Below are 18,707 nucleotides of genomic sequence, written 5' to 3'. Positions count from 1 at the left end.
AGCGACTCAATCGCCACATGTATACTATAGTACACAAAAACAAGAGGACAGTATGACCGAAGACCAAATCATCGGATTGCTTTCGTCAAACATCATTTACCTGCTGGCCGCGGTGCTGGTAATTGTTATCATTTTCAAGGGCATCAAGATTGTGCCTCAGTCCGAAAAATATGTGGTTGAACGGTTTGGGCGCCTGCATTCCGTGCTTGGCCCCGGCATCAACTTTATCGTTCCGCTGCTGGACATTGCGCGCCACAAGATCTCGATTCTGGAACGCCAACTGCCAAACGCGACGCAGGACGCAATCACCAAGGACAACGTTTTGGTGCAGATCGATACATCGGTCTTCTACCGTATTCTCGAACCTGAAAAGACGGTCTACCGAATCCGCGACGTTGATGGCGCGATTGCTACCACTGTCGCCGGGATCGTTCGCGCCGAGATCGGTAAAATGGATTTGGATGAGGTCCAGTCGAACCGGTCCCAACTGATCACGCGTATTCAGGAAAGCGTTGAAACCGCTGTCGATGACTGGGGCATCGAAGTCACCCGCGCCGAGATTCTGGACGTAAATCTGGATCAGGCCACCCGTGACGCCATGCTGCAACAGCTGAACGCCGAACGCGCCCGTCGTGCGCAGGTGACAGAAGCCGAGGGCAAGAAACGCGCAGTCGAGCTGCATGCCGACGCCGAGCTTTATGCGGCGGAACAAACCGCCAAGGCGCGGCGCATTCAGGCCGAAGCCGAAGCTTATGCCACTGGTGTGGTCGCCAAGGCCATTCAGGATAACGGCATTGAAGCGGCCCAGTATCAGGTTGCCTTGAAGCAGGTTGAAGCCCTGAATGCGCTTGGAAACGGTACTGGCAAGCAAACTATTGTTGTGCCTGCCAACGCACTGGAAGCCTTTGGTGACGCATTCAAAATGTTAAAAGGAGGAAAATGATGGCAGACCCCTTCTGGTTGACCTGGTGGATCTGGCTCGCCGCCGCATTGGCGCTGGGTATCCTTGAGATTGTCCTGCCAGGGTTCATTTTTCTGGGCTTTGCAATCGGGGCCGCAGTCACGGGCCTTATCCTTGCCGTATCCGGAATGGCTCTGTCTTTGAATGTGTTGGCGTTGATCTTCGCAGTGATGTCACTGATTGCGTGGCTTGTTTTGCGGAAACTGTTTGCATTGCCGCAAGGTCAGGTCAAAACCTTCAACCACGACATCAACGACTAAATTGCCGCGGCGCCCCTATCGGCGCCGCCGCCCTACTGGACGCTGTTGCGGCTATTCCCTATATAATCACTCAGGCAACAGACCCGAGGCAAAGATGACCCACCCGAGCGAACAGTTTGAAGGCACACCGCTGATTGCGCCGTCAACCATTGAGCACCCCCTGTACGAGCCCGTGGTCGAGGCGTGCCGCACGGTCTATGACCCGGAAATCCCCGTGAATATCTATGACCTCGGCCTGATCTACACGATCGACATTTCCACGGACAACGCGGTGAAGGTGATCATGACGCTGACAGCCCCCGGATGCCCGGTTGCCGGCGACATGCCCGGATGGATCATGGAAGCGATCGAGCCTGTTGCAGGCGTCAAAGAGGTCGACGTGGAACTGACCTGGGAGCCACCCTGGGGTATGGAGATGATGTCAGACGAAGCACGTCTGGAACTGGGATTTATGTAGGCACCGACCACAGTTTCCCGGCTATTTGTCACAAAACATTGGTGTTTTTTGTTACCTGTTCGTGCTGTACCTGTCACAATGATACGGGAAAAGACCTGCGGACGGCACCAATCGGTATCGTACCTCGGGCCAGACATGATTTGACCGCCCCCCGAATTCCGGCCAGAAACACGGACCGTTCTTGCCCGAGAACGGTCCTTTTCATATCCAGATCACCTAACGACGGGTGATCAGTTCAAATTGCAGGTCTTTTTGATTTCCGCAGATCTGGCATCCAGTTGATTGATGTAGTCCCCCGATAGCATTTGCAGCCTTTTGTGTTCCGTTCCTGTGACCAGCCCCAAAAGTGCCCCGGCAGGAGTAATGGCGGCAACACTTTCCAACTGTTGGTCCTGCGCGTGCTTTTTCTCAGTCGCGATGGCGCGCAGATCGCCCTCGGCGGTCGCGCAGTTTACCGGATGCCTCTCTCCATCATTGGCGGCCACCGCATCATCCGGAACAAACAAAAGAACTGCAATGGTAAGTACCGCTCCCAACAAGACTGGATTAAAAATTGCATTTAATCTCTTCACAATATTATCCTTTCCGATGATTTCACAATGCGAACCGTTTTGGCGATCAACCAGCTTAAACCTATTCAGCTCCACGGTTTAACGGTCGGGTGTTTTCAGCGAACCCATACTGTATGCCGGGTTGTTTCATCCTGATAAAACTCTTTATAACACACCGTCTTGAGCCTTGGCCCCCTGAGCCCTAGATTAAATGCAACGCGCGACAACGGAGACTTACATGTTCGGCATTCCCGGCAAACAGGCTGTGACCATGACGCCCAAAGCCGCAGAGCAAATTACCCGCCTGATGAACTCGGGTGGCCACGTCGGCTTGCGCATTGGCGTAAAGAAAGGCGGCTGTGCGGGCATGGAATATACCATGGAATATGTCGATCAGGCCGATCCACACGACGAAGTCGTTGAACAGGATGGTGCACGCGTCATGATCGCACCAATGGCGCAGATGTTTCTGTTCGGGACTGAAATCGATTACGAGGTGTCGTTGCTGGAATCAGGTTTCAAGTTCAGGAACCCGAATGTCGTCGACGCTTGCGGTTGCGGTGAATCCATCAAATTCGATGAGAGCATCGTGCAGAAATCCTAGTTTGCGCCGGGTAATCCTGTGACTCGGGCCCGACCGAACGCCGTGCGTCGATCAAAGCGCACGAACCCACCCGATCAGTGGAATTGTAAGATCGTGCCGACAATGCTATCCGCATCTTAAATCATCGAATGATCAGGGAGATACGGGTATGCGGCGCAAGCTTGCGGCAGGAAACTGGAAAATGAACGGAACCGGTGCTGCGCTGAGCGAGCTTGAAGCACTGTGCAAGTCCCACCCAGACGCTTCTGTCGATATCCTGATCTGCCCTCCGGCAACATTGCTCAGCCGCGCGGCAGACACCGTACGCGGGTCAGCAGTTACTGTTGGCGGGCAGGATTGCCACGCGGCAAGCGCAGGCGCGTATACAGGCGAAATCAGCGCTGAGATGCTGCTGGACGCGGGCGCGACATCAGTCATCCTGGGTCATTCCGAACGGCGCGTGGACCATCAAGAACATGACGAGGATATACGCGCCAAGGCCCGTGCTGCGATGGATGCGGGGTTAAAAGCGATCATTTGCGTTGGCGAAAGCCTGGAACAGCGCGAGGCGGCCAATACGCTCGACATAATCGGCGGTCAGATGTCGGGGTCGATCCCGGATCAGGCAACCGGCGAGAACCTGATCATTGCATATGAACCGATCTGGGCCATCGGCACTGGCAAGGTTCCAACGCTTGATGAGATCGGAGAGGTTCACGACTTCATCCGCGCCCGGTTAGAGCGTCGTTTTGGCGAAGGTGTGGGTCGCTCTGTCCGTTTGCTTTATGGCGGGTCGGTAAAACCCTCCAACGCGGCGGAGATCTTTGCGGTTTCAAATGTCGATGGTGCGCTTGTGGGCGGCGCCAGCCTGAAGGCCGGGGATTTCACGGGCATTATTCAGGCGCTGGAGAGCGTCTAGGTTTCGCCTTTACTCGGCAATATCTTCCGCCCAAAGCTCTGGCTTTTCTTCGATGAACCGCTGCATCAGTGCGATGCAGTCGGGATCGTTGGCTATCACCACCTCGACGCCGCGGTCGCGCAGGAAGTCTTCGTTGCCACCAAAGTTCTGGGTATCGCCGACCACCACGCGCGGGATACCAAACTGAACGATAGTGCCGGAACACATCATGCAAGGTGACAAAGACGTGTAAAGAACCGTGTCGCGATAGGTTTTCTGACGCCCGGCTTTGCGCAAAGCATCCATTTCCCCATGTGCGATCGGATCCCCGCCCTGTACACGTTGATTGCGCCCTTGTGAAACAATTTCGCCACCCCGCGCCAGAACTGATCCGATAGGGCATCCACCTTCATCAAACCCGGCTTTTGCCTCGTCATAAGCCACGCGCAGCAGGCGCTTGTCGGTCTCGGTCAGCATTCCAGTCTCCAATTCCCGTGTTTTCCAAACCCTGCCCAAGCAAAATGGCTTGGTCAATAAAACGCTCACGCCAGCTTCATCAGGATGAGACCTGACACGATCAGAAGAGCCGCCAGAATCCGCGCAGGGCTAAGGGCTTCGCCCAGAAACAGGATACCTACACAGAACGCCCCCACAGCCCCGATACCGGTCCAGATGGTATAAGCCGTGCCCAACGGCAGGTCGCGCATCGCCAGCGCCAGAAGACCGAAAGACCCGATCATCGAAAGCCCCATCAAGGCCGTAGGCAACAATCGGGTGAAACCAGCCGATTGCTTCATCGCTACGGCCCAGACGATTTCCAACAGGCCAGCAAATAGAAGGAATACCCAGGGCATAAGACAACCTCGTATCCGTTCGGGTCGTCCCGAATAATGTCCCGATATGGGGAGGTCGTCCTCTGGACCCGAGATATGAACCCGGTGCGCGGTTTCAAGATACGAAAAAGCCGGGCGGTCGAAACCGCCCGGTTACGTACATCGTCAAACAACCTAATTGGTTATGATTTCCGGCCCCATGAAGGTGTTGGGCAGGAAGGTCGAGATCCACGGAATATACGTCACCATAATCAGGAAGACGAACAGGACAGCAAGGAACGGCAGCGCCGCCCTCACAACGCTCATCATCGGCATACCCGCAACACCCGAGGTTACGAACAGGTTCAAACCGACCGGGGGCGTGATCATCCCGATCTCCATGTTCACCACCATGATGATGCCCAGATGGATCGGATCGATACCCAACTCGATGGCAATCGGGAACACCAGCGGTGCAACGATCACCAGCAGGCCCGACGGCTCCATAAACTGACCACCGATCAGCAGGATTACGTTGACCACGATCAGGAAGGTTACCGGTCCAAGACCCGCTGAAAGCATGGCGCTAGCAATGTGCTGCGGCACCTGTTCGTCCGTTAGAACATGTTTGAGGATCAGCGCGTTGGCGATCACGAACAACAGCGTCACCGTCAGCTTTCCTGCCTCGAACAGAGTATGCTTGGTGTCGGGGTGAAAGAACGCTGTGACCAAAGCGTAGGGCTTTTTCAGCAGTGGCAGGTTCTGTGCGTCCCCTTCCGTACTCAGCGGACCCATGTCCTTGTAGACGAAACTGGCGATGAAGAAGGCATAGACGGCAGCAACCGCGGCAGCCTCGGTCGGGGTAAAGATACCCCCATAAATGCCACCCAGAATGATAACGATCAGGAACAGGCCCCAACCGGCCTCGCGGGCCGAGGTAAAGACCTCACCCCACCCCTTCCATTCACCCTTGGGCAGGTTCTTGACCTTTGCCATGACATAGATGGTGATCATCAGCATGAAGCCAGCCATCAGACCGGGAATAACGCCAGCCAGGAACATGCGCCCAACTGAAACTTCGACGGCGGCGGCATACACAACCATCACGATGGACGGTGGGATCAGGATGCCCAGCGTACCCGCGTTACAGATCACACCGGCGGCAAACTCTTTGGAATACCCAACCTGGCGCATACCTGCGATGACGATCGAACCGATAGCTACAACCGTGGCCGGGGACGATCCTGAAAGCGCGGCAAACAGCATACAAGCAAACACACCCGCAATCGCCAGACCGCCGGGCAGATGCCCCACGCAAGCAATCGAGAATCGGATGATCCGACGCGCTACGCCGCCTGTCGTCATGAAGGACGAGGCGAGAATAAAGAACGGGATCGCCAAAAGGGTGAAATGCCCCTCGAACGCCTCGAACAGCGTGCCTGCGACAGAAGCCAGCGAACTGTCGGAATAGATCAGCAGGAACAGGGTCGAGCTGAGGCCAAGTGCAACCGCAATCGGAACCCCGATCAGCAGCAGGCCGATGACCATCGAGAAAAGAAGGATAACGTCCATCAGTCATGCACCCCTTGTTGTGCGCGGACTTCCTCAATCTCGTCCTCGACTTCGTGGCTGGCGACAAGGCGATCGGTCTCACCACGCCAGATTTGAACGGCGACCTGCGTAAACCGGATCACCAGCAGCAGCATGGATACAGGCAGAACCAGGTAAGGTACGACCTTGGGCAGTTTTTCATACCCCTCGCCATAGTTGATCAGGTCTTCCAGAAAGCGCAGCGGCGCAACCATGGGGATGTCGTCCACCTCGTAGAAACTCTGGCTGCGTGCGCCGAAATCAAACCCAGTCGGGAACCAGCGGCCCGATGTTGGCGGCAGATCTGCAAAGACGGCCCAATAATCATATGCCCCCTTGAGCATCAGCAGCGAAAACACCAGACAGCATCCGACCGAGACTAACGCCATTAGACGCCTCGGTGCTGGCGCTAGCATGTTTAGGATTGCATCCACGCCCAGATGAGCATGTTTCTTGACCGCGTAAGACGCGCCCAGCAGCACCAGCCAGCCAAACGTGAACACTGTCAACTCAAGCGCCCATAGGATATTGGAATTAAAGACAAACCGCGCGATCACGTTGGCAAATGTAACGACCGTCATAAGGCCCAAAAGCAACGCGATCAGGGTTTCTTCGATATGGTCGATCAGCCCGCCCTGGCCGGAGTTCGCACCAGACATCTTTCAGTCCCCGCATTTTATTGAAGAGAGAGTTGAGAATGGGGCGGGCCATTTCAGCCCGCCCGGCCTGCGCGTCGAATACTCCCCAGTCCCCGGACGCGCGGTCTTTGACCGGATCAGAAGCCGGCGTTGATGGCCTGTGCCGCGTCGATCTTGTCCTGACCCACGTCACCGGCGAATTTGTCCCAAACCGGTTTCATCGCGTCGACCCAGGCCTGACGCTGTTCAGGGGTCAGTTCACGGATGACGCCGCCCGCATCGATGATCGACGCTTTGGCCGCTTCGTTCACAGCAAAGGCTTCTTTGTTCCGGGTCTCGGTAACTTCGGCCAGAATGGTCAGGAACTGATCCCGCACCGCCGGATCAAGACTGTCCAGCCAATCCACCGATGTCACGACCAGATAGTCGATGATGCCGTGGTTGGTTTCGGTGATACCGTCCTGCACCTCAAAGAACTTCTTGCCGTAGATGTTCGACCAGGTGTTCTCCTGCCCGTCCACCACGCCCTGTTGCAGCGCGCCATACACTTCCGAGAACGCCATTTTTTGCGGGCTGCCACCAATGGCCTCCATCTGAGCCACCAGCACATCTGACGACTGCACGCGGAATTTCAAACCGTTTGCATCCGACGGATCAACCAAAGCCTTGTTGGCCGACATCTGCTTCATGCCGTTGTGCCAGAACGCCAGCCCTTGCAGGCCGCGGCGCTGCATGCTGTCTTTCATCGCCTGCCCCTCGGCCGAGGCCTGGAACGCGTCTACAGCGTCGACGTTCTTGAACATGAACGGCAGGTCAAACAGGCGGAACTGTTTGGTGAACTTCTCGAACTTCGACAGCGAGGGCGCTGCCAGTTGCACGTCGCCCTGCAACATCGCTTCGAGAACTTTGTCGTCGTTGTAGAGCGTCGAGTTCGGGTAGACCTCGACACACATCGTGCCGTTCATTTCGTCGTTGACCCGCTGCTCCAGCAGCGATGCCGCGATGCCCTTGGGGTGTTTGTCGGTGTTCGTCACATGCGCGAACTTAACGACGATTTCACCTTCGTCGCATGCAGCCATACCAGCCGTTGCGGTTACAGTCAGAGCAAGCGCAGTTGCTGCCGTTGTCAGAAGCTTCATCTGATATCCTCCCAGAGTTCCTTGAAACTTGCAGTCGACGCCGGGTAAGCGCCGTATGGCGTGCAGTGAAGCGACTCAGGGTAAAGCACACAACTTTTGACTGCGATTGCGGAAAGTGTCTGATTACATGTTTAATACCAAAGTGTTACAGCTTTGTTGGTTCGGGTTCTGCGCTTCACAGTCCCGAGCCGTGCGAAAACTCGCACATCCTCAGTGCGGCTTGTGCGGAATTCCGCACATATTCCGAATCACTTCATTCGAATCAGAAGTGCCAATCCAGTTCCCGCTCATCTGCGGTAATCCTCGGGACGAATCTGATAGCGCGCCAGCTTGTCGTAAAAGGTCTTGCGCGGCAGCTTCAGCGCCTTGGCCGCATCTGACGCTTTTCCATTGTGGCGGCCCAAAGCTGCAATCAACAAAGATCGTTCCACCCGCGCCATCTGTTCGCTCAACCCCAGGTCCGTTGCTTGTGTAACCTCCTCGGGCATTCCAAGAACAAACCGCATTGCTGCCGACATCAGCGAACGGGCGTTGCCCGGCCAGTCGCTGGCCATCAAGGCGGCCAGATGTTCGGACGAAATCTCGGGAATTGCGATGCCTGCCTGTTCGGCCGCTTGCGCCACATAGTGGCGAAAAATCACCGGAATGTCGTCGGGGCGTTCCGCCAATGATGGAACACGCACCCGCATCACATCCAAACGATAGAACAGATCTGCGTTAAACCGCCCTTGCGAACATAAAGCGGACAGATCAGCGGTTGTTCCTGCAATAATACGCCCCCCCGGACCGCGCTCGATGATCTCCAACGCCGCAAACTGCGTGGCTTGGGGCATGGCGGACACTTCGTCCAGAAACAGGGATCCACCCACAGCATCGCCGCAGCTTTGGGCAAGATCATCGGGGCTTAGGCTTGAAGCCGGACGTTTGACAAAAGGCCCCTGACCAGCGGGCGACATCAGGTGGACCACTTCGGCAACTTTGGATATGCCGCTGCCCGGCGGGCCGGTAACAAGAACTTCGGCCCCTGTCGGTGCAACAGTTCGCACACGATCCCGCAGTGCCTCGGCTTGCGGCGACAGACCAAACAGCAAACGTGCGGCCGGATCCCCCCTTTCAAGTTCAGATTTCAGGGCGCGCTGTTCCAAAACCTGAGTGCGGGCCGCGAATGCGCGTTCAAGAACGTCCATCAGGTCAGACGCAGCGCATGGTTTCTCCAGAAAATCGAACGCGCCTTTTCCCATGGCTTCCACGGCCATTGGGATATCGCCTTCTCCGGTCAAAAGGATCACCGGAAGCTCGGGGTCGATGTCCCGAGCATACGCCAACAAGTGGAAGCCATCCCGCCCGGGCATTCGAATGTCCGAAATAATCACACCGGGGAAATCCCGCCGAATATTATCCTTGGCCGCCACAAAAGAACCGGCTGTTGTCGGTGCGTAATCTGCAAGTTCAATGGTTTGCGCCAATGCCTCGCGAACAGCTGCGTCATCATCGACCAACAGAACCCTGCGCATCATGCTGCCTCTTCTTTTCCATAGGGTTCCAGTTCGACGGTAAACACTGCGCCATCAGCTGTGTTTGCCCCGCGAATTTCACCCCCAAAGCTTTGAACAAGACCATATGATATAGAAAGACCAAGCCCCAGACCTTCAGAGGATCCTACGCTTTTTGTCGAATAAAACGGCTCGAACACACGGTCGGGGTCTTCAATCCCCGGGCCGGTATCCCGCACAGAAACGCGCAACCGGTCTTCTTCGTGCATCACAATCGAAATGTGCCGTTTGGGTCGCCCCAGCATCGCATCCGCCGCGTTATTGATCAGATTAACAAAGACCTGCACCAATCGGACTTCACCCCCCCAAACATAAACCGCAGACTGTCCCGGCTCCCATTCCAGCGTCACATCATCGTCACGCAAACGGGTTTCGGTCAACTCGACGGCGGTTTTCAGAACCTGCACCAGATCGACCCGGCCCATTGGTTCGCTTTCGTTGCGGGCAAACGCGCGCAGATTCTTGATGATCCGGGCCATGCGGGCGGCCATTTCCGAAATACGCCCAAGGTTTTCGCTGGCCCTGTCGCCTTTGCCGCGTTCAAGAAAGGCCGTGCCATTGTCCGCGAATTGCTGGATTGCCATCAAGGGTTGGTTGAGTTCGTGGCTGATCCCCGCCGACATTTGCCCCAATGCGCTGAGTTTACCTGCCTGCACCAGTTCGGCCTGCGCTTTTTTCAGGGCTGCTTCGGCCTCCTGACGTTCTGCAACTTCGCGGCGTAACGCAGTGTTCGCTTGGGTCAATGCACGGGTACGCTGCGCCACCCGGCTTTCCAGAACCATGTTGGCATTAGCCAGCGTCCGTCGCCGCTCCATGGCAAGATACAGCATGGCACCAAACGCCAGACAGATCGCTGCGACCGCCGCCGCCTGCAACCCCGCAAGTCGCCGGGCCGGAGCCACGTCCACCAAAACCTCGGCGGTCATATCGATCACAGGCAGTTCAAGCGTTAGGTGCAACGCGTCGCGTGGCAAATACCGCCCCCAGTTCAGCCGCCACAATTCATGCTGGCCGACCCGCGTCGCTGCAAAATCCACCGACGCACCTTCTGGCGGTGTCAGCCCGGACTGGCCAGCCTCGCGGCTCCAGAACAGCAAGTCTGATCGGTTCGAGATGAAGACGACACCGTCAGAATCAACAAAGAACACGGCTTCGGTACTGCCCCGCCAGGTTTGTTCAATGTCCTGGACGTCGGCAACCACCATCACTGCACCTTCGACTTGCCCAGACGGAGCAAAAGTCGGAGCGGCATAGGAATATATCCGGTCGCCACTCTCTGGAACCACCTCATGCGCGGTGCCCACCGCACCCTGCATGGCGCGCCTGAACGCTGGATGTGCGGACATATCTCGCTGTGCCACTGGCTGTGCGGTGACCAGAACCCGACCGCTGCGATCCAGATACATCATGTTGACGGCCGCTGTCTTGTCGGCGACGTCCAGCAACATCGCTTGCGCGTCATGTATTTGTGTCGGTGTATCCAACGCGTGCAAGGCGGGATGTGTCGCCATCAGAACCGCCAGTTCCTGATAGACCTGCATCTGGGTACTGAGCCGATCCGCCGCCAGTTCAAGGTCAGCTTCGGCCTTGTCACTTAGCTGAGACAGCGCCTGACGATAACCATAAGACCAAACAAAACTCGATAGCAGCCCGACAGCGGACAAAAAACCGACAATGATCCAAACTCTCTGCATAGACAGGGTCTTGCATTCAACGCGGCTCGTGGCAAGTGTGCGTCGCATGAAGTCATTCTCGCAATCCCCGACAGATCCGGGTTTCGTTCAGAACCCCTACCCTTTCTATGATCATGCCCGCACTGCTGGTGATCTGTTCTATTGGCGCGACTACAATATGGTTGCTGCAACGTCCTGTCAGGCGGTGCGGACACTTCTTCGCGACCGCCGGTTTGGGCGGGAAGTTCCGCCTGAATGCGCGACACAGGGCCCTGCCCATCTGGCCCCCTGGCTGGCTATCGAAGCCCACTCGCTGCTTGAAGCTGAACCCCCGCGACATACCCGCCTGAGAGCGCTTGTCATGCGCGCTTTCACGTCGCGGGAAATTTCTGCATTGCAGCCTTCCATTGAATCGCTATGCCACAGTCTTATCGAGACGTTTCCGAATACACCTTTCGACCTGTTGAGTGCCTATTGCACGCAGGTCCCGGTGAGAACCATCTGCCGACTGCTGGGCGTTCCCGAAGACATGGCACCCAACCTGTTGCAGTGGTCGCATGACATGGTCGCCATGTATCAGGCCAACCGGACGCAGGCGACCGAGGATAAGGCGGCCAAGTCGTCTCAGGAGTTCACGGATTTCCTGTTGGGATACATTAACCAGCGACGCAATGATCCCCGTGACGATTTGATCACCCGGCTTATCAGCGCCGAGGAAGAAGGTGAAAAGCTGACCATCGACGAGTTGGTCGCAACATGCATCTTGCTGCTGAATGCAGGTCACGAAGCAACTGTGCATTCGCTGGCGAACGGTGTGAAAACTCTGTTGCAAACTTATACCAGCCCCGGCGTTCTGGCACCGGACCAGATCGACGCAACGATTGAAGAAATTCTGCGCTATGACCCGCCTTTGCACATGTTCACACGTTATGCGTATGAAGACGTTGACATATTTGGGCATTCGTTCAGGCGCGGTGATCAGGTCGCACTATTGCTTGGCGCTGCAAACCGCGACCCTGCTGTCTGGGATGAACCCGAAAGGTTTGTTCCGACGCGCTCGATTGAGGTCAACACAAGTTTTGGCGGAGGCATCCACTTCTGCGTCGGCGCCCCTTTGGCAAGGTTGGAAATGCGCATAGCCCTGCCCATTCTGTTCAATAGCTGCCCGAACCTGCGGCTCGCTACAGAGCCAACCTATTCAGACAGCTATCACTTCCATGGTTTGGAACGGTTAATGGTTCAGGTCTGACCTGTGTAAGGCGCGGCTCGATCCGGCGTTGGAAGCACCTGCCTTTTACGCCCCTTCAACCAATGCGTTGAGGGGAAGCATCGTTGTGGACTTGATTTCTTCCATCGACAAAAGCGCGGTCACGTTGTGCACTCGCACCTCCGATATCAGCGACTGGTAGAATTGATCATAGGCGCGCGCGTTCTTGACCCGAACCTTGAGTATATAATCAATGTCACCTGCCAGCCGATGCGCCTCTTGCACCTCGGGGTGATCACGCAACGCCTTAAGGAACTTGCGCTGCCACTCAGCCTCGTGTTCCGATGTGCGGATCAAAACAAAGAAAGTCGCTTCAAACCCGAGCGCTTCGGCATCCAGCAAAACCGTTTGCTGACCTATTATTCCTGCACTCTTGAGCTTGCGTATACGATTCCAGACAGGCGTCTTTGAACTGCCGACCCGAGCCGCTATTTCGTCCAGTGACTGCCCTGCATCGCGTTGCAGCTCGGCCAGAATTTTCCGATCCGTATCATCTATCCGCACCGACATTCCAATTTTCCTTCCACATCGAAGTTTTCGTTCCAAAATTTTTCATTGACGGAACGTTTGTCCTTATTTGAGCGCCCATATGGCGCTTTGGTGGGAATATTTCCTATATTGAGGGTCAAGTCAAACCACACCCGAGATGATCCAATGCAGGACGTTCGCACAACAGGCCCCAAAGGACATGTCGACTTTGTCGGCGCAGGTCCGGGCGACCCCGAGTTGCTGACGCTCAAGGCGCTGACCGCGATTGAGCGGGCTGATGTTGTGCTGCATGACCGCCTTATCAGTGAACCCGTTCTGGACATAGCCGGTCAAAGCGCCGCCTTGGTTGATGTCGGCAAAGCCGGGTTCGGCCCATCCTGGAAGCAAAGTGATATTGACGCGCTTTTGGTCGAATATGCCCTGAATGGTAACCGCGTGGTCCGCCTGAAGTCCGGTGATCCCACTGTCTTTGGCCGTCTGGATGAAGAGATCGAGGCCGTCGAGGCGGCTGGCATTTCGTGGCAGATCGTTCCTGGTATCACAGCGGCCTCTGCCGCGGTGGCTGGCATCGGCCAAAGCCTGACACAACGCGGTCGAAATTCCTCGGTGCGGTTCCTGACTGGGCACGACATGAAAGGTTTTGCCGATCATGACTGGAATGCCCTGGCACGGGCTGGTTCGGTTGCTGCGATCTATATGGGCAAGAAATCTGCCCGCTTTATCCAGGGTCGCCTGATCATGCATGGCGCCGATCGCGCCACCCCTGTCACGCTGGTCGAAAACGCCTCGCGCCCGAACCAACGGATACTGTCCACCACACTGGATCAACTGCCCGCCGACCTGGCCGCCGCCGAATTGGACGGACCGGCCCTGACATTCTATGGCCTTGCCCCGCGCGAAGCGGCGCAGGCCGTAACCGAATTCAATAAGGAGCTTGCCTGATGGCCCGCGCTTTTACCCCCAAAGTCGTCACCGCAAATGATTTGCTGGTAGGTGACGTCATTTACCAGACCGAAGATGACAGTTGGACGCGTGATCTGTCTCAAGCGGAACTGATCACTGACGAAGCACATGCACAGGTGCGTCTGCTGGATGCGGCGCGTCAGGCAAATAAAGTCGTTGGCGCCTATCTAGCCGATGCCGTTGCTAGCAAGAACGGCCCCGAGCCCACCCATTTTCGGGAAGATTTCCGCCGGACTGGTCCGTCCAACTATGCCCACGGCAAACAGGAAACTTCCCCGCAGCCCCGGGCCTGACCTCTGGCCATATCTCTCCCCTTCAAGGCCCCTAGGTTCGGGGCTGCAAACAAGGACAGCTAGACATGTATCGCTACTCCGAGTTCGACACAGCATTTTTGGCAGAACGTAACGCGCAGTTCCGCGCCCAGGTCGAGCGTCGCATTGACGGCTCGTTGACCGAAGACGAATTCAAGCCGCTGCGCCTGATGAATGGGCTGTACCTGCAACTGCACGCCTACATGCTGCGTGTCGCCATTCCCTATGGCACGCTGAACAGTGCGCAAATGCGTCAACTGGCGCTGCTGGCCGAGAAGTGGGACAAAGGCTATGGCCATTTCACCACGCGTCAGAACATCCAGTACAACTGGCCAAAGCTGAGCGACGTGCCGGATATGCTGGACGCGCTGGCCGAGGTTGGCATGCACGCCATACAGACCTCGGGCAACACTATTCGCAACGTGACCGCCGACCACTTTGCTGGCGCCGCAGCGGATGAGGTCGCTGATCCCCGCCCTTACGCCGAATTGCTGCGCCAGTGGTCGACCGACCACCCGGAATTCCAGTTTATGCCGCGCAAATTCAAGATCGCCATCACTGGTAGTGAAAACGACCGCGCCGTGATCAAGGCACATGACATCGGCCTGCAACTGGTTGAGCGTGACGGCGTTCTTGGCGCGCGCGTCATTGTTGGCGGTGGCCTTGGCCGTACGCCCATGATCGGCAAGGAATTGTCCGAATTCGTCGCCTTTGATGACCTGCTGGCCTATCTGGAAGCCACCGTTTCCGTATGGAACCAGATTGGTCGCCGCGACAACAAGTACAAAGCACGTATTAAGATCACCGTGCACGAGCATGGCATCGACGCTATCCGCGCCAAGGTTAACGAACGCTTCCTGAAGGTCCGCCCGCAGTTCAAAGGCGCGGACATGAACCTGCTGGAAGAGATAAAGGGCCACTTTGCACCGCCTGCCTTCCGCCAAGCTTCGGTCGCGTCGTTTGAAAGCTCCTATACCAACGATCCGGTTTTCCGCTCGTGGGTCGATACCAACATCGCGCCGCACAAGGACGCGGACCATGCGATTGTCACGATCTCGATCAAGAAGCATGGGGCAACGCCGGGCGATGCAACTGCCGAGCAAATGCGCGTGATGGCCGATCTGGCCGAAGAGTTCGCCTATGACGAGCTGCGCATCAGCCACGAGCAGAACGTGATCCTGCCGCATGTCCATAAATCGGACCTGCCCGCGATCCACGCCAAGCTGAAGGAATACGAACTGGCAACCGCCAATATCGGTCTGATCAGCGATATCATCGCCTGCCCCGGCATGGATTATTGCGCGCTGGCGACGGCGCGTTCGATCCCGGTTGCTCAGGAAATTGCGACGCGGTTCGAGGACCTGAAGCTCGAGCATGACATCGGCCACCTGAAGATCAAGATCTCAGGCTGCATCAACGCCTGCGGTCACCACCATGTCGGCCATATCGGCATTCTGGGTCTGGACCGCGCAGGCGTGGAAAACTACCAGATCACTTTGGGTGGCGATGCGACCGAAACTGCAGCAATTGGTGATCGCACCGGTCCGGGCTTTGCCTATGACGAAATCGTTCCTGCCGTTGAGCGCATTGTCGACACCTATCTGAACCAGCGTGCAGGCGCAGAGGAGACATTCCTGGAAACATATCGCCGGGTGGGCATGGCGCCGTTCAAAGACGCCCTCTACCCCGAGGCCCGAGCAAATGCCGCTTGACCTGATCCAGACGGAACTGGGCCGGGACAGACGCGAACTGACTGAACGTGTCGAAGACCTGAATGCCCGGTTCCGGCACCACAGCGCTCATGATGTCATGCATGGGGCGATTGATGAGATCGATGAGCTTGCTCTGGTCTCGAGCTTTGGTGCGGAATCTGTCGTTCTTTTGCACATGGCGGCGGTGGTGAACAAGGCAACGCCCGTTCTTTTCGTGGACACGCAAATGCTGTTCACCGAAACGCTGGAGTACCAGCAGGAGGTGAGCGAGCGTCTAGGGCTTACCAACATTCGCATCGTCCGGGCCGAGGATGCAGAAGTTGAGCGCGAAGACCCATACGGTGCGTTGCGCCTGCGCGACACGGACGCGTGCTGCAACCTGCGCAAGACGTTCCCGCTGCAAAAAGCACTGGTGGGGTTCGATGGCTGGATAACCGGACGCAAGCGATTTCAGGCCGGCACGCGCGCCGCGCTGGAATTCTTCGAGGTCGAAGATGGTACAGGCCGGATCAAGGTCAACCCGCTCGCCCATTGGGCGCCCGAGGATGTGCGGGCCTATATGGAAGAAAACAACCTGCCCCGGCACCCGCTGGTGGCCAAAGGATACCCTTCGATCGGCTGTGCGCCCTGCACCTCGCCGGTCAAAGAGGGCGAAGACCCCCGCGCCGGACGCTGGCGCGACCAGAATAAGGAAGAATGCGGCATCCATTTTGTCGATGGCAAGATGATGCGCGTCGGAGAGAAAACATGAACGTAATCGTAACGGATGAGGGCTTTTCGCCCGATGACTGGACCGACGGCTTTGTCACTTTGGATGACGCCGCCAATGACGTGGTCGCGCTGGACGTGAGCTCGGAGACAGACCCGGACGAACTGTATGACCGGTTGGGCGGCACCAGGCTGGTTCGGGTAGACTTCCCCTCCTTCGCAGATGGTCGCGGCTTTACCATCGCCCGCACATTGCGCCTGAAGGGCTACAAAGGCCGGTTGCGCGCCAAAGGGCATGTGCTTGCCGATCAATACGCCATGGCGCGCCGCAGCGGCTTTGACGAGGTCGAGATCGACGGAGAATTGGCAGATCGCCAACCCGAGGATCAGTGGCTGGCCCGCGCGAACTGGAAAGAGAATAACTATCAGGCCCGCCTGCGCGGCTAATCCCGCACTTGCCAGCTTGTGACGCAAAGGGGGCAATCTGTCCCCTTTTCCTGACTTGGATCAAAGATTAAACGGAGATGTCGGTTTAGCAGACCGGCAGGTAAACGATGACAGAGATGAAGCCCGTGAGCGAAGCAACCGCAGTAAAAGTCCCCGTCCTTCCGGACGCGCAAACCGTAACCGACGTCAAACACTGGACCGACAGCCTGTTTTCTTTCAAGGTGTCGCGCCCGGCCTCGTTGCGGTTCCGCTCGGGCGAATTTGTGATGATTGGTCTGCTGGGTGACAACGGCAAGCCGTTGCTGCGCGCCTATTCCATCGCCTCGCCCTCGTGGGATGAAGAGCTGGAGTTTTATTCGATCAAAGTTCAGAACGGCCCGCTGACGTCGAAATTGCAACATATCAAACCGGGTGATCAGATCATCTTGCGTCCCAAACCGGTTGGCACATTGGTGCATGACGCCCTGCTGCCCGGCAAACGCCTGTGGTTTTTTGCAACCGGCACCGGCTTTGCACCTTTTGCCTCGCTGCTGCGTGAACCACAGACCTATGAGGATTATGACGAGGTCATCATCACCCACACCTGCCGCGAAGTGGCAGAGCTGGAATATGGCCGTCAGCTGATCGACAGCATCCGCCAGGACGAACTGTTGGCCGAACTGATCGGTGAAGGATTTGCCGACAAGATCCGCTATTACCCGACCACCACACGGGAAGAGAGCCCCAAGATGGGCCGCATCACCACCCTTCTTCAGGATGGCACCGTATTTTCCGATCTGGGTATTGATGGCGGCATCAAGCCTGAAACCGACCGTGCAATGGTCTGCGGTTCGCTGGCTTTCAACCTGGATATCAAGGAAATTCTCGAGGGGTTTGGTTTGCGTGAAGGCGCTAACTCGGAACCCAAGGAGTTCGTGATCGAAAAAGCCTTTGTCGGCTAAAGCAACCCTGCGTTCAGGGCTTTGCCGCCTTGAACGCGAAAAACACCGGCAGAAAACAAGTTTTTTCGCATTACCCTGTATTTATGCCGCTTGAAGTGCGGTCTCGCCCGGTTTAAATTCCGGGCTCGAAATTCTGCAATCATCAAAGGAATGAACCCATAGCTCGCAGACCTCACAACGCGCCGCCTCAACGTGAAACCGGCCCGCGCGTAAATGAAAGAATCCGTGCCCCCGAAATTCGGCTGATTGGTGCCGAAGGTGAAAATGTCGGGGTGGTTCATCCCGCCAAAGCCATGCAGATGGCCGCAGATGCAGGTCTTGATCTGGTCGAAATCTCACCTAATGCGAACCCACCGGTCTGCAAGATCATGGATTTCGGCAAGTACAAGTACGAAACGCAAAAACGCGAAAACGAAGCGCGCAAAAAACAAAAAGTCATCGAAGTGAAAGAGGTCAAATTCCGACCCAACACCGATACGCATGACTATGACGTCAAAATGAAGAACGTCTTTAAGTTTCTGGAAAAGGGCGACAAAGTCAAAGTCACCCTGCGCTTTCGTGGCCGTGAAATGGCACACCAGAACCTGGGTCGCGAATTGCTGGAGCGTGTGGCCGAAGACATCAAAGAGGTCGGCAAGATCGAGAACATGCCGAAGATGGAAGGCCGTCAGATGGTCATGATGATCGGTCCGCTTCCGCATAAGTAATCTGCTTCAAAGACCAAAACGATCAAAGCCCCTTCGCTGCCGAAGGG

At 56.5% G+C, this 18,707-nt stretch carries 21 protein-coding genes and 1 pseudogene; 13 read left to right on the top strand and 9 right to left on the bottom strand.

All coding sequences use genetic code 11. The features are described 5' to 3' along the window. Window positions 1-52 precede the first annotated feature (52 nt). From ACR0NZ_RS03130 to ACR0NZ_RS03120, 3 genes are all read left to right on the top strand, one after another. Entirely contained in the window at window positions 53-943 is an 891-nt protein-coding gene (locus tag ACR0NZ_RS03130; RefSeq protein WP_480472533.1) for an SPFH domain-containing protein, read from the top strand. Then, entirely contained in the window at window positions 943-1,221 is a 279-nt protein-coding gene (locus ACR0NZ_RS03125) for an NfeD family protein (protein WP_480516877.1), read from the top strand. The genes ACR0NZ_RS03130 and ACR0NZ_RS03125 overlap by 1 nt, the downstream gene beginning before the upstream one ends. Before the next feature lie 94 nt (window positions 1,222-1,315). Beyond that, window positions 1,316-1,678, top strand: a complete 363-nt coding sequence (locus tag ACR0NZ_RS03120) for an SUF system Fe-S cluster assembly protein (protein WP_209504059.1) — start codon at window positions 1,316-1,318, stop codon at window positions 1,676-1,678. Window positions 1,679-1,908: 230 nt separating this feature from the next. On the opposite strand, the gene ACR0NZ_RS03115 is transcribed toward ACR0NZ_RS03120, so the two are convergent. Then, window positions 1,909-2,325, bottom strand: coding sequence for a hypothetical protein (locus ACR0NZ_RS03115; RefSeq protein WP_480516876.1), 417 nt, complete (start codon window positions 2,323-2,325; stop codon window positions 1,909-1,911). Window positions 2,326-2,467: 142 nt separating this feature from the next. Between ACR0NZ_RS03115 and ACR0NZ_RS03110 the strand changes: the two genes are divergently transcribed. Together ACR0NZ_RS03110 and tpiA are read left to right on the top strand one after the other, a co-directional pair. Continuing rightward, complete coding sequence (locus tag ACR0NZ_RS03110) at window positions 2,468-2,833, top strand: HesB/IscA family protein (protein ID WP_480476725.1); 366 nt, start codon at window positions 2,468-2,470, stop codon at window positions 2,831-2,833. A gap of 148 nt (window positions 2,834-2,981) precedes the next feature. Continuing rightward, on the top strand, window positions 2,982-3,731 hold the full coding sequence (gene tpiA, locus ACR0NZ_RS03105; protein WP_480516874.1) for a triose-phosphate isomerase: 750 nt from the start codon (window positions 2,982-2,984) through the stop codon (window positions 3,729-3,731). A gap of 9 nt (window positions 3,732-3,740) precedes the next feature. Here tpiA and ACR0NZ_RS03100 read toward each other — a convergent pair whose 3' ends face one another. From ACR0NZ_RS03100 to ACR0NZ_RS03070, 7 genes are all read right to left on the bottom strand, one after another. Beyond that, window positions 3,741-4,187 (bottom strand): nucleoside deaminase, encoded by a 447-nt coding sequence (locus tag ACR0NZ_RS03100; RefSeq protein ID WP_480516872.1) that lies wholly within the window; start codon window positions 4,185-4,187, stop codon window positions 3,741-3,743. 65 nt (window positions 4,188-4,252) lie between these two features. Then, the gene (locus tag ACR0NZ_RS03095; RefSeq protein WP_480516870.1) at window positions 4,253-4,564 is read right to left on the bottom strand and encodes a DMT family transporter; all 312 of its coding nucleotides are present in this window, start codon (window positions 4,562-4,564) and stop codon (window positions 4,253-4,255) included. A 153-nt stretch (window positions 4,565-4,717) separates the two neighbouring features. Further along, window positions 4,718-6,094 (bottom strand): TRAP transporter large permease, encoded by a 1,377-nt coding sequence (locus ACR0NZ_RS03090; RefSeq protein WP_480516868.1) that lies wholly within the window; start codon window positions 6,092-6,094, stop codon window positions 4,718-4,720. After that, complete coding sequence (locus tag ACR0NZ_RS03085) at window positions 6,094-6,771, bottom strand: TRAP transporter small permease (RefSeq protein ID WP_209504065.1); 678 nt, start codon at window positions 6,769-6,771, stop codon at window positions 6,094-6,096. The genes ACR0NZ_RS03090 and ACR0NZ_RS03085 overlap by 1 nt, the downstream gene beginning before the upstream one ends. Window positions 6,772-6,887: 116 nt before the next feature. Continuing rightward, a complete protein-coding gene (locus ACR0NZ_RS03080) occupies window positions 6,888-7,889 on the bottom strand; it encodes a DctP family TRAP transporter solute-binding subunit (protein WP_209504066.1) in 1,002 nt (333 codons plus the stop codon). A gap of 287 nt (window positions 7,890-8,176) precedes the next feature. Beyond that, window positions 8,177-9,406, bottom strand: a complete 1,230-nt coding sequence (locus ACR0NZ_RS03075) for a sigma-54-dependent transcriptional regulator (protein ID WP_480516866.1) — start codon at window positions 9,404-9,406, stop codon at window positions 8,177-8,179. After that, window positions 9,403-11,184, bottom strand: coding sequence for a sensor histidine kinase (locus ACR0NZ_RS03070; protein ID WP_480516864.1), 1,782 nt, complete (start codon window positions 11,182-11,184; stop codon window positions 9,403-9,405). The genes ACR0NZ_RS03075 and ACR0NZ_RS03070 overlap by 4 nt, the downstream gene beginning before the upstream one ends. Between ACR0NZ_RS03070 and ACR0NZ_RS03065 the strand changes: the two genes are divergently transcribed. Further along, complete coding sequence (locus ACR0NZ_RS03065) at window positions 11,183-12,364, top strand: cytochrome P450 (protein WP_480472513.1); 1,182 nt, start codon at window positions 11,183-11,185, stop codon at window positions 12,362-12,364. The genes ACR0NZ_RS03070 and ACR0NZ_RS03065 overlap by 2 nt on opposite strands. Before the next feature lie 45 nt (window positions 12,365-12,409). Here the strand turns inward: ACR0NZ_RS03065 and ACR0NZ_RS03060 are convergent, their stop codons facing one another. Then, window positions 12,410-12,892 carry an Lrp/AsnC family transcriptional regulator gene (locus ACR0NZ_RS03060; RefSeq protein WP_480472511.1) on the bottom strand — a complete coding sequence of 161 codons (483 nt, stop codon included), beginning with the start codon at window positions 12,890-12,892 and terminating at the stop codon, window positions 12,410-12,412. A gap of 174 nt (window positions 12,893-13,066) precedes the next feature. Here ACR0NZ_RS03060 and cobA point away from each other — a divergent pair. The 7 genes and pseudogenes from cobA to infC form a co-directional block, all read left to right on the top strand. Then, window positions 13,067-13,813: pseudogene (gene cobA / locus ACR0NZ_RS03055) on the top strand (uroporphyrinogen-III C-methyltransferase); the annotation flags it as partial. Then, complete coding sequence (locus tag ACR0NZ_RS03050) at window positions 13,813-14,127, top strand: DUF2849 domain-containing protein (protein WP_480516862.1); 315 nt, start codon at window positions 13,813-13,815, stop codon at window positions 14,125-14,127. The pseudogene cobA and the gene ACR0NZ_RS03050, both read left to right, overlap by 1 nt. A 65-nt stretch (window positions 14,128-14,192) precedes the next feature. After that, a complete protein-coding gene (locus ACR0NZ_RS03045; protein ID WP_480516860.1) occupies window positions 14,193-15,857 on the top strand; it encodes a nitrite/sulfite reductase in 1,665 nt (554 codons plus the stop codon). Continuing rightward, the gene (locus ACR0NZ_RS03040) at window positions 15,847-16,608 is read left to right on the top strand and encodes a phosphoadenylyl-sulfate reductase (RefSeq protein WP_480516858.1); all 762 of its coding nucleotides are present in this window, start codon (window positions 15,847-15,849) and stop codon (window positions 16,606-16,608) included. Before ACR0NZ_RS03045 ends, ACR0NZ_RS03040 begins: the two co-directional genes overlap by 11 nt. After that, complete coding sequence (locus ACR0NZ_RS03035; protein WP_480472503.1) at window positions 16,605-17,012, top strand: DUF934 domain-containing protein; 408 nt, start codon at window positions 16,605-16,607, stop codon at window positions 17,010-17,012. Before ACR0NZ_RS03040 ends, ACR0NZ_RS03035 begins: the two co-directional genes overlap by 4 nt. A gap of 107 nt (window positions 17,013-17,119) precedes the next feature. Continuing rightward, window positions 17,120-17,953, top strand: a complete 834-nt coding sequence (locus ACR0NZ_RS03030) for a ferredoxin--NADP reductase (protein ID WP_209504075.1) — start codon at window positions 17,120-17,122, stop codon at window positions 17,951-17,953. Between the two features lie 116 nt (window positions 17,954-18,069). After that, entirely contained in the window at window positions 18,070-18,660 is a 591-nt protein-coding gene (gene infC / locus ACR0NZ_RS03025) for a translation initiation factor IF-3 (RefSeq protein ID WP_480476723.1), read from the top strand. Window positions 18,661-18,707: the final 47 nt, after the last annotated feature.

Source organism: Ruegeria sp. AE3 (genome assembly GCF_056542225.1).
The sequence above is the reverse complement of the archived record's forward strand: the minus strand, read 5'-3'. Positions and strand labels throughout refer to the sequence as shown.

Coding starts and splice junctions, on each gene's coding strand:
- ACR0NZ_RS03030 (WP_209504075.1), top strand. CDS start 17,120: ATGACAGAGATGAAGCCCGTGAGCGAAGCAACCGCAGTAAAAGTCCCC.
- ACR0NZ_RS03065 (WP_480472513.1), top strand. CDS start 11,183: ATGAAGTCATTCTCGCAATCCCCGACAGATCCGGGTTTCGTTCAGAAC.
- tpiA (WP_480516874.1), top strand. CDS start 2,982: ATGCGGCGCAAGCTTGCGGCAGGAAACTGGAAAATGAACGGAACCGGT.
- ACR0NZ_RS03125 (WP_480516877.1), top strand. CDS start 943: ATGGCAGACCCCTTCTGGTTGACCTGGTGGATCTGGCTCGCCGCCGCA.
- ACR0NZ_RS03120 (WP_209504059.1), top strand. CDS start 1,316: ATGACCCACCCGAGCGAACAGTTTGAAGGCACACCGCTGATTGCGCCG.
- ACR0NZ_RS03130 (WP_480472533.1), top strand. CDS start 53: ATGACCGAAGACCAAATCATCGGATTGCTTTCGTCAAACATCATTTAC.
- ACR0NZ_RS03045 (WP_480516860.1), top strand. CDS start 14,193: ATGTATCGCTACTCCGAGTTCGACACAGCATTTTTGGCAGAACGTAAC.
- ACR0NZ_RS03040 (WP_480516858.1), top strand. CDS start 15,847: ATGCCGCTTGACCTGATCCAGACGGAACTGGGCCGGGACAGACGCGAA.
- ACR0NZ_RS03090 (WP_480516868.1), bottom strand. CDS start 6,094: ATGGACGTTATCCTTCTTTTCTCGATGGTCATCGGCCTGCTGCTGATC.
- ACR0NZ_RS03050 (WP_480516862.1), top strand. CDS start 13,813: ATGGCCCGCGCTTTTACCCCCAAAGTCGTCACCGCAAATGATTTGCTG.
- ACR0NZ_RS03095 (WP_480516870.1), bottom strand. CDS start 4,564: ATGCCCTGGGTATTCCTTCTATTTGCTGGCCTGTTGGAAATCGTCTGG.
- ACR0NZ_RS03100 (WP_480516872.1), bottom strand. CDS start 4,187: ATGCTGACCGAGACCGACAAGCGCCTGCTGCGCGTGGCTTATGACGAG.
- ACR0NZ_RS03085 (WP_209504065.1), bottom strand. CDS start 6,771: ATGTCTGGTGCGAACTCCGGCCAGGGCGGGCTGATCGACCATATCGAA.
- ACR0NZ_RS03035 (WP_480472503.1), top strand. CDS start 16,605: ATGAACGTAATCGTAACGGATGAGGGCTTTTCGCCCGATGACTGGACC.
- ACR0NZ_RS03080 (WP_209504066.1), bottom strand. CDS start 7,889: ATGAAGCTTCTGACAACGGCAGCAACTGCGCTTGCTCTGACTGTAACC.
- ACR0NZ_RS03070 (WP_480516864.1), bottom strand. CDS start 11,184: ATGCGACGCACACTTGCCACGAGCCGCGTTGAATGCAAGACCCTGTCT.
- ACR0NZ_RS03110 (WP_480476725.1), top strand. CDS start 2,468: ATGTTCGGCATTCCCGGCAAACAGGCTGTGACCATGACGCCCAAAGCC.
- ACR0NZ_RS03075 (WP_480516866.1), bottom strand. CDS start 9,406: ATGATGCGCAGGGTTCTGTTGGTCGATGATGACGCAGCTGTTCGCGAG.
- ACR0NZ_RS03060 (WP_480472511.1), bottom strand. CDS start 12,892: ATGTCGGTGCGGATAGATGATACGGATCGGAAAATTCTGGCCGAGCTG.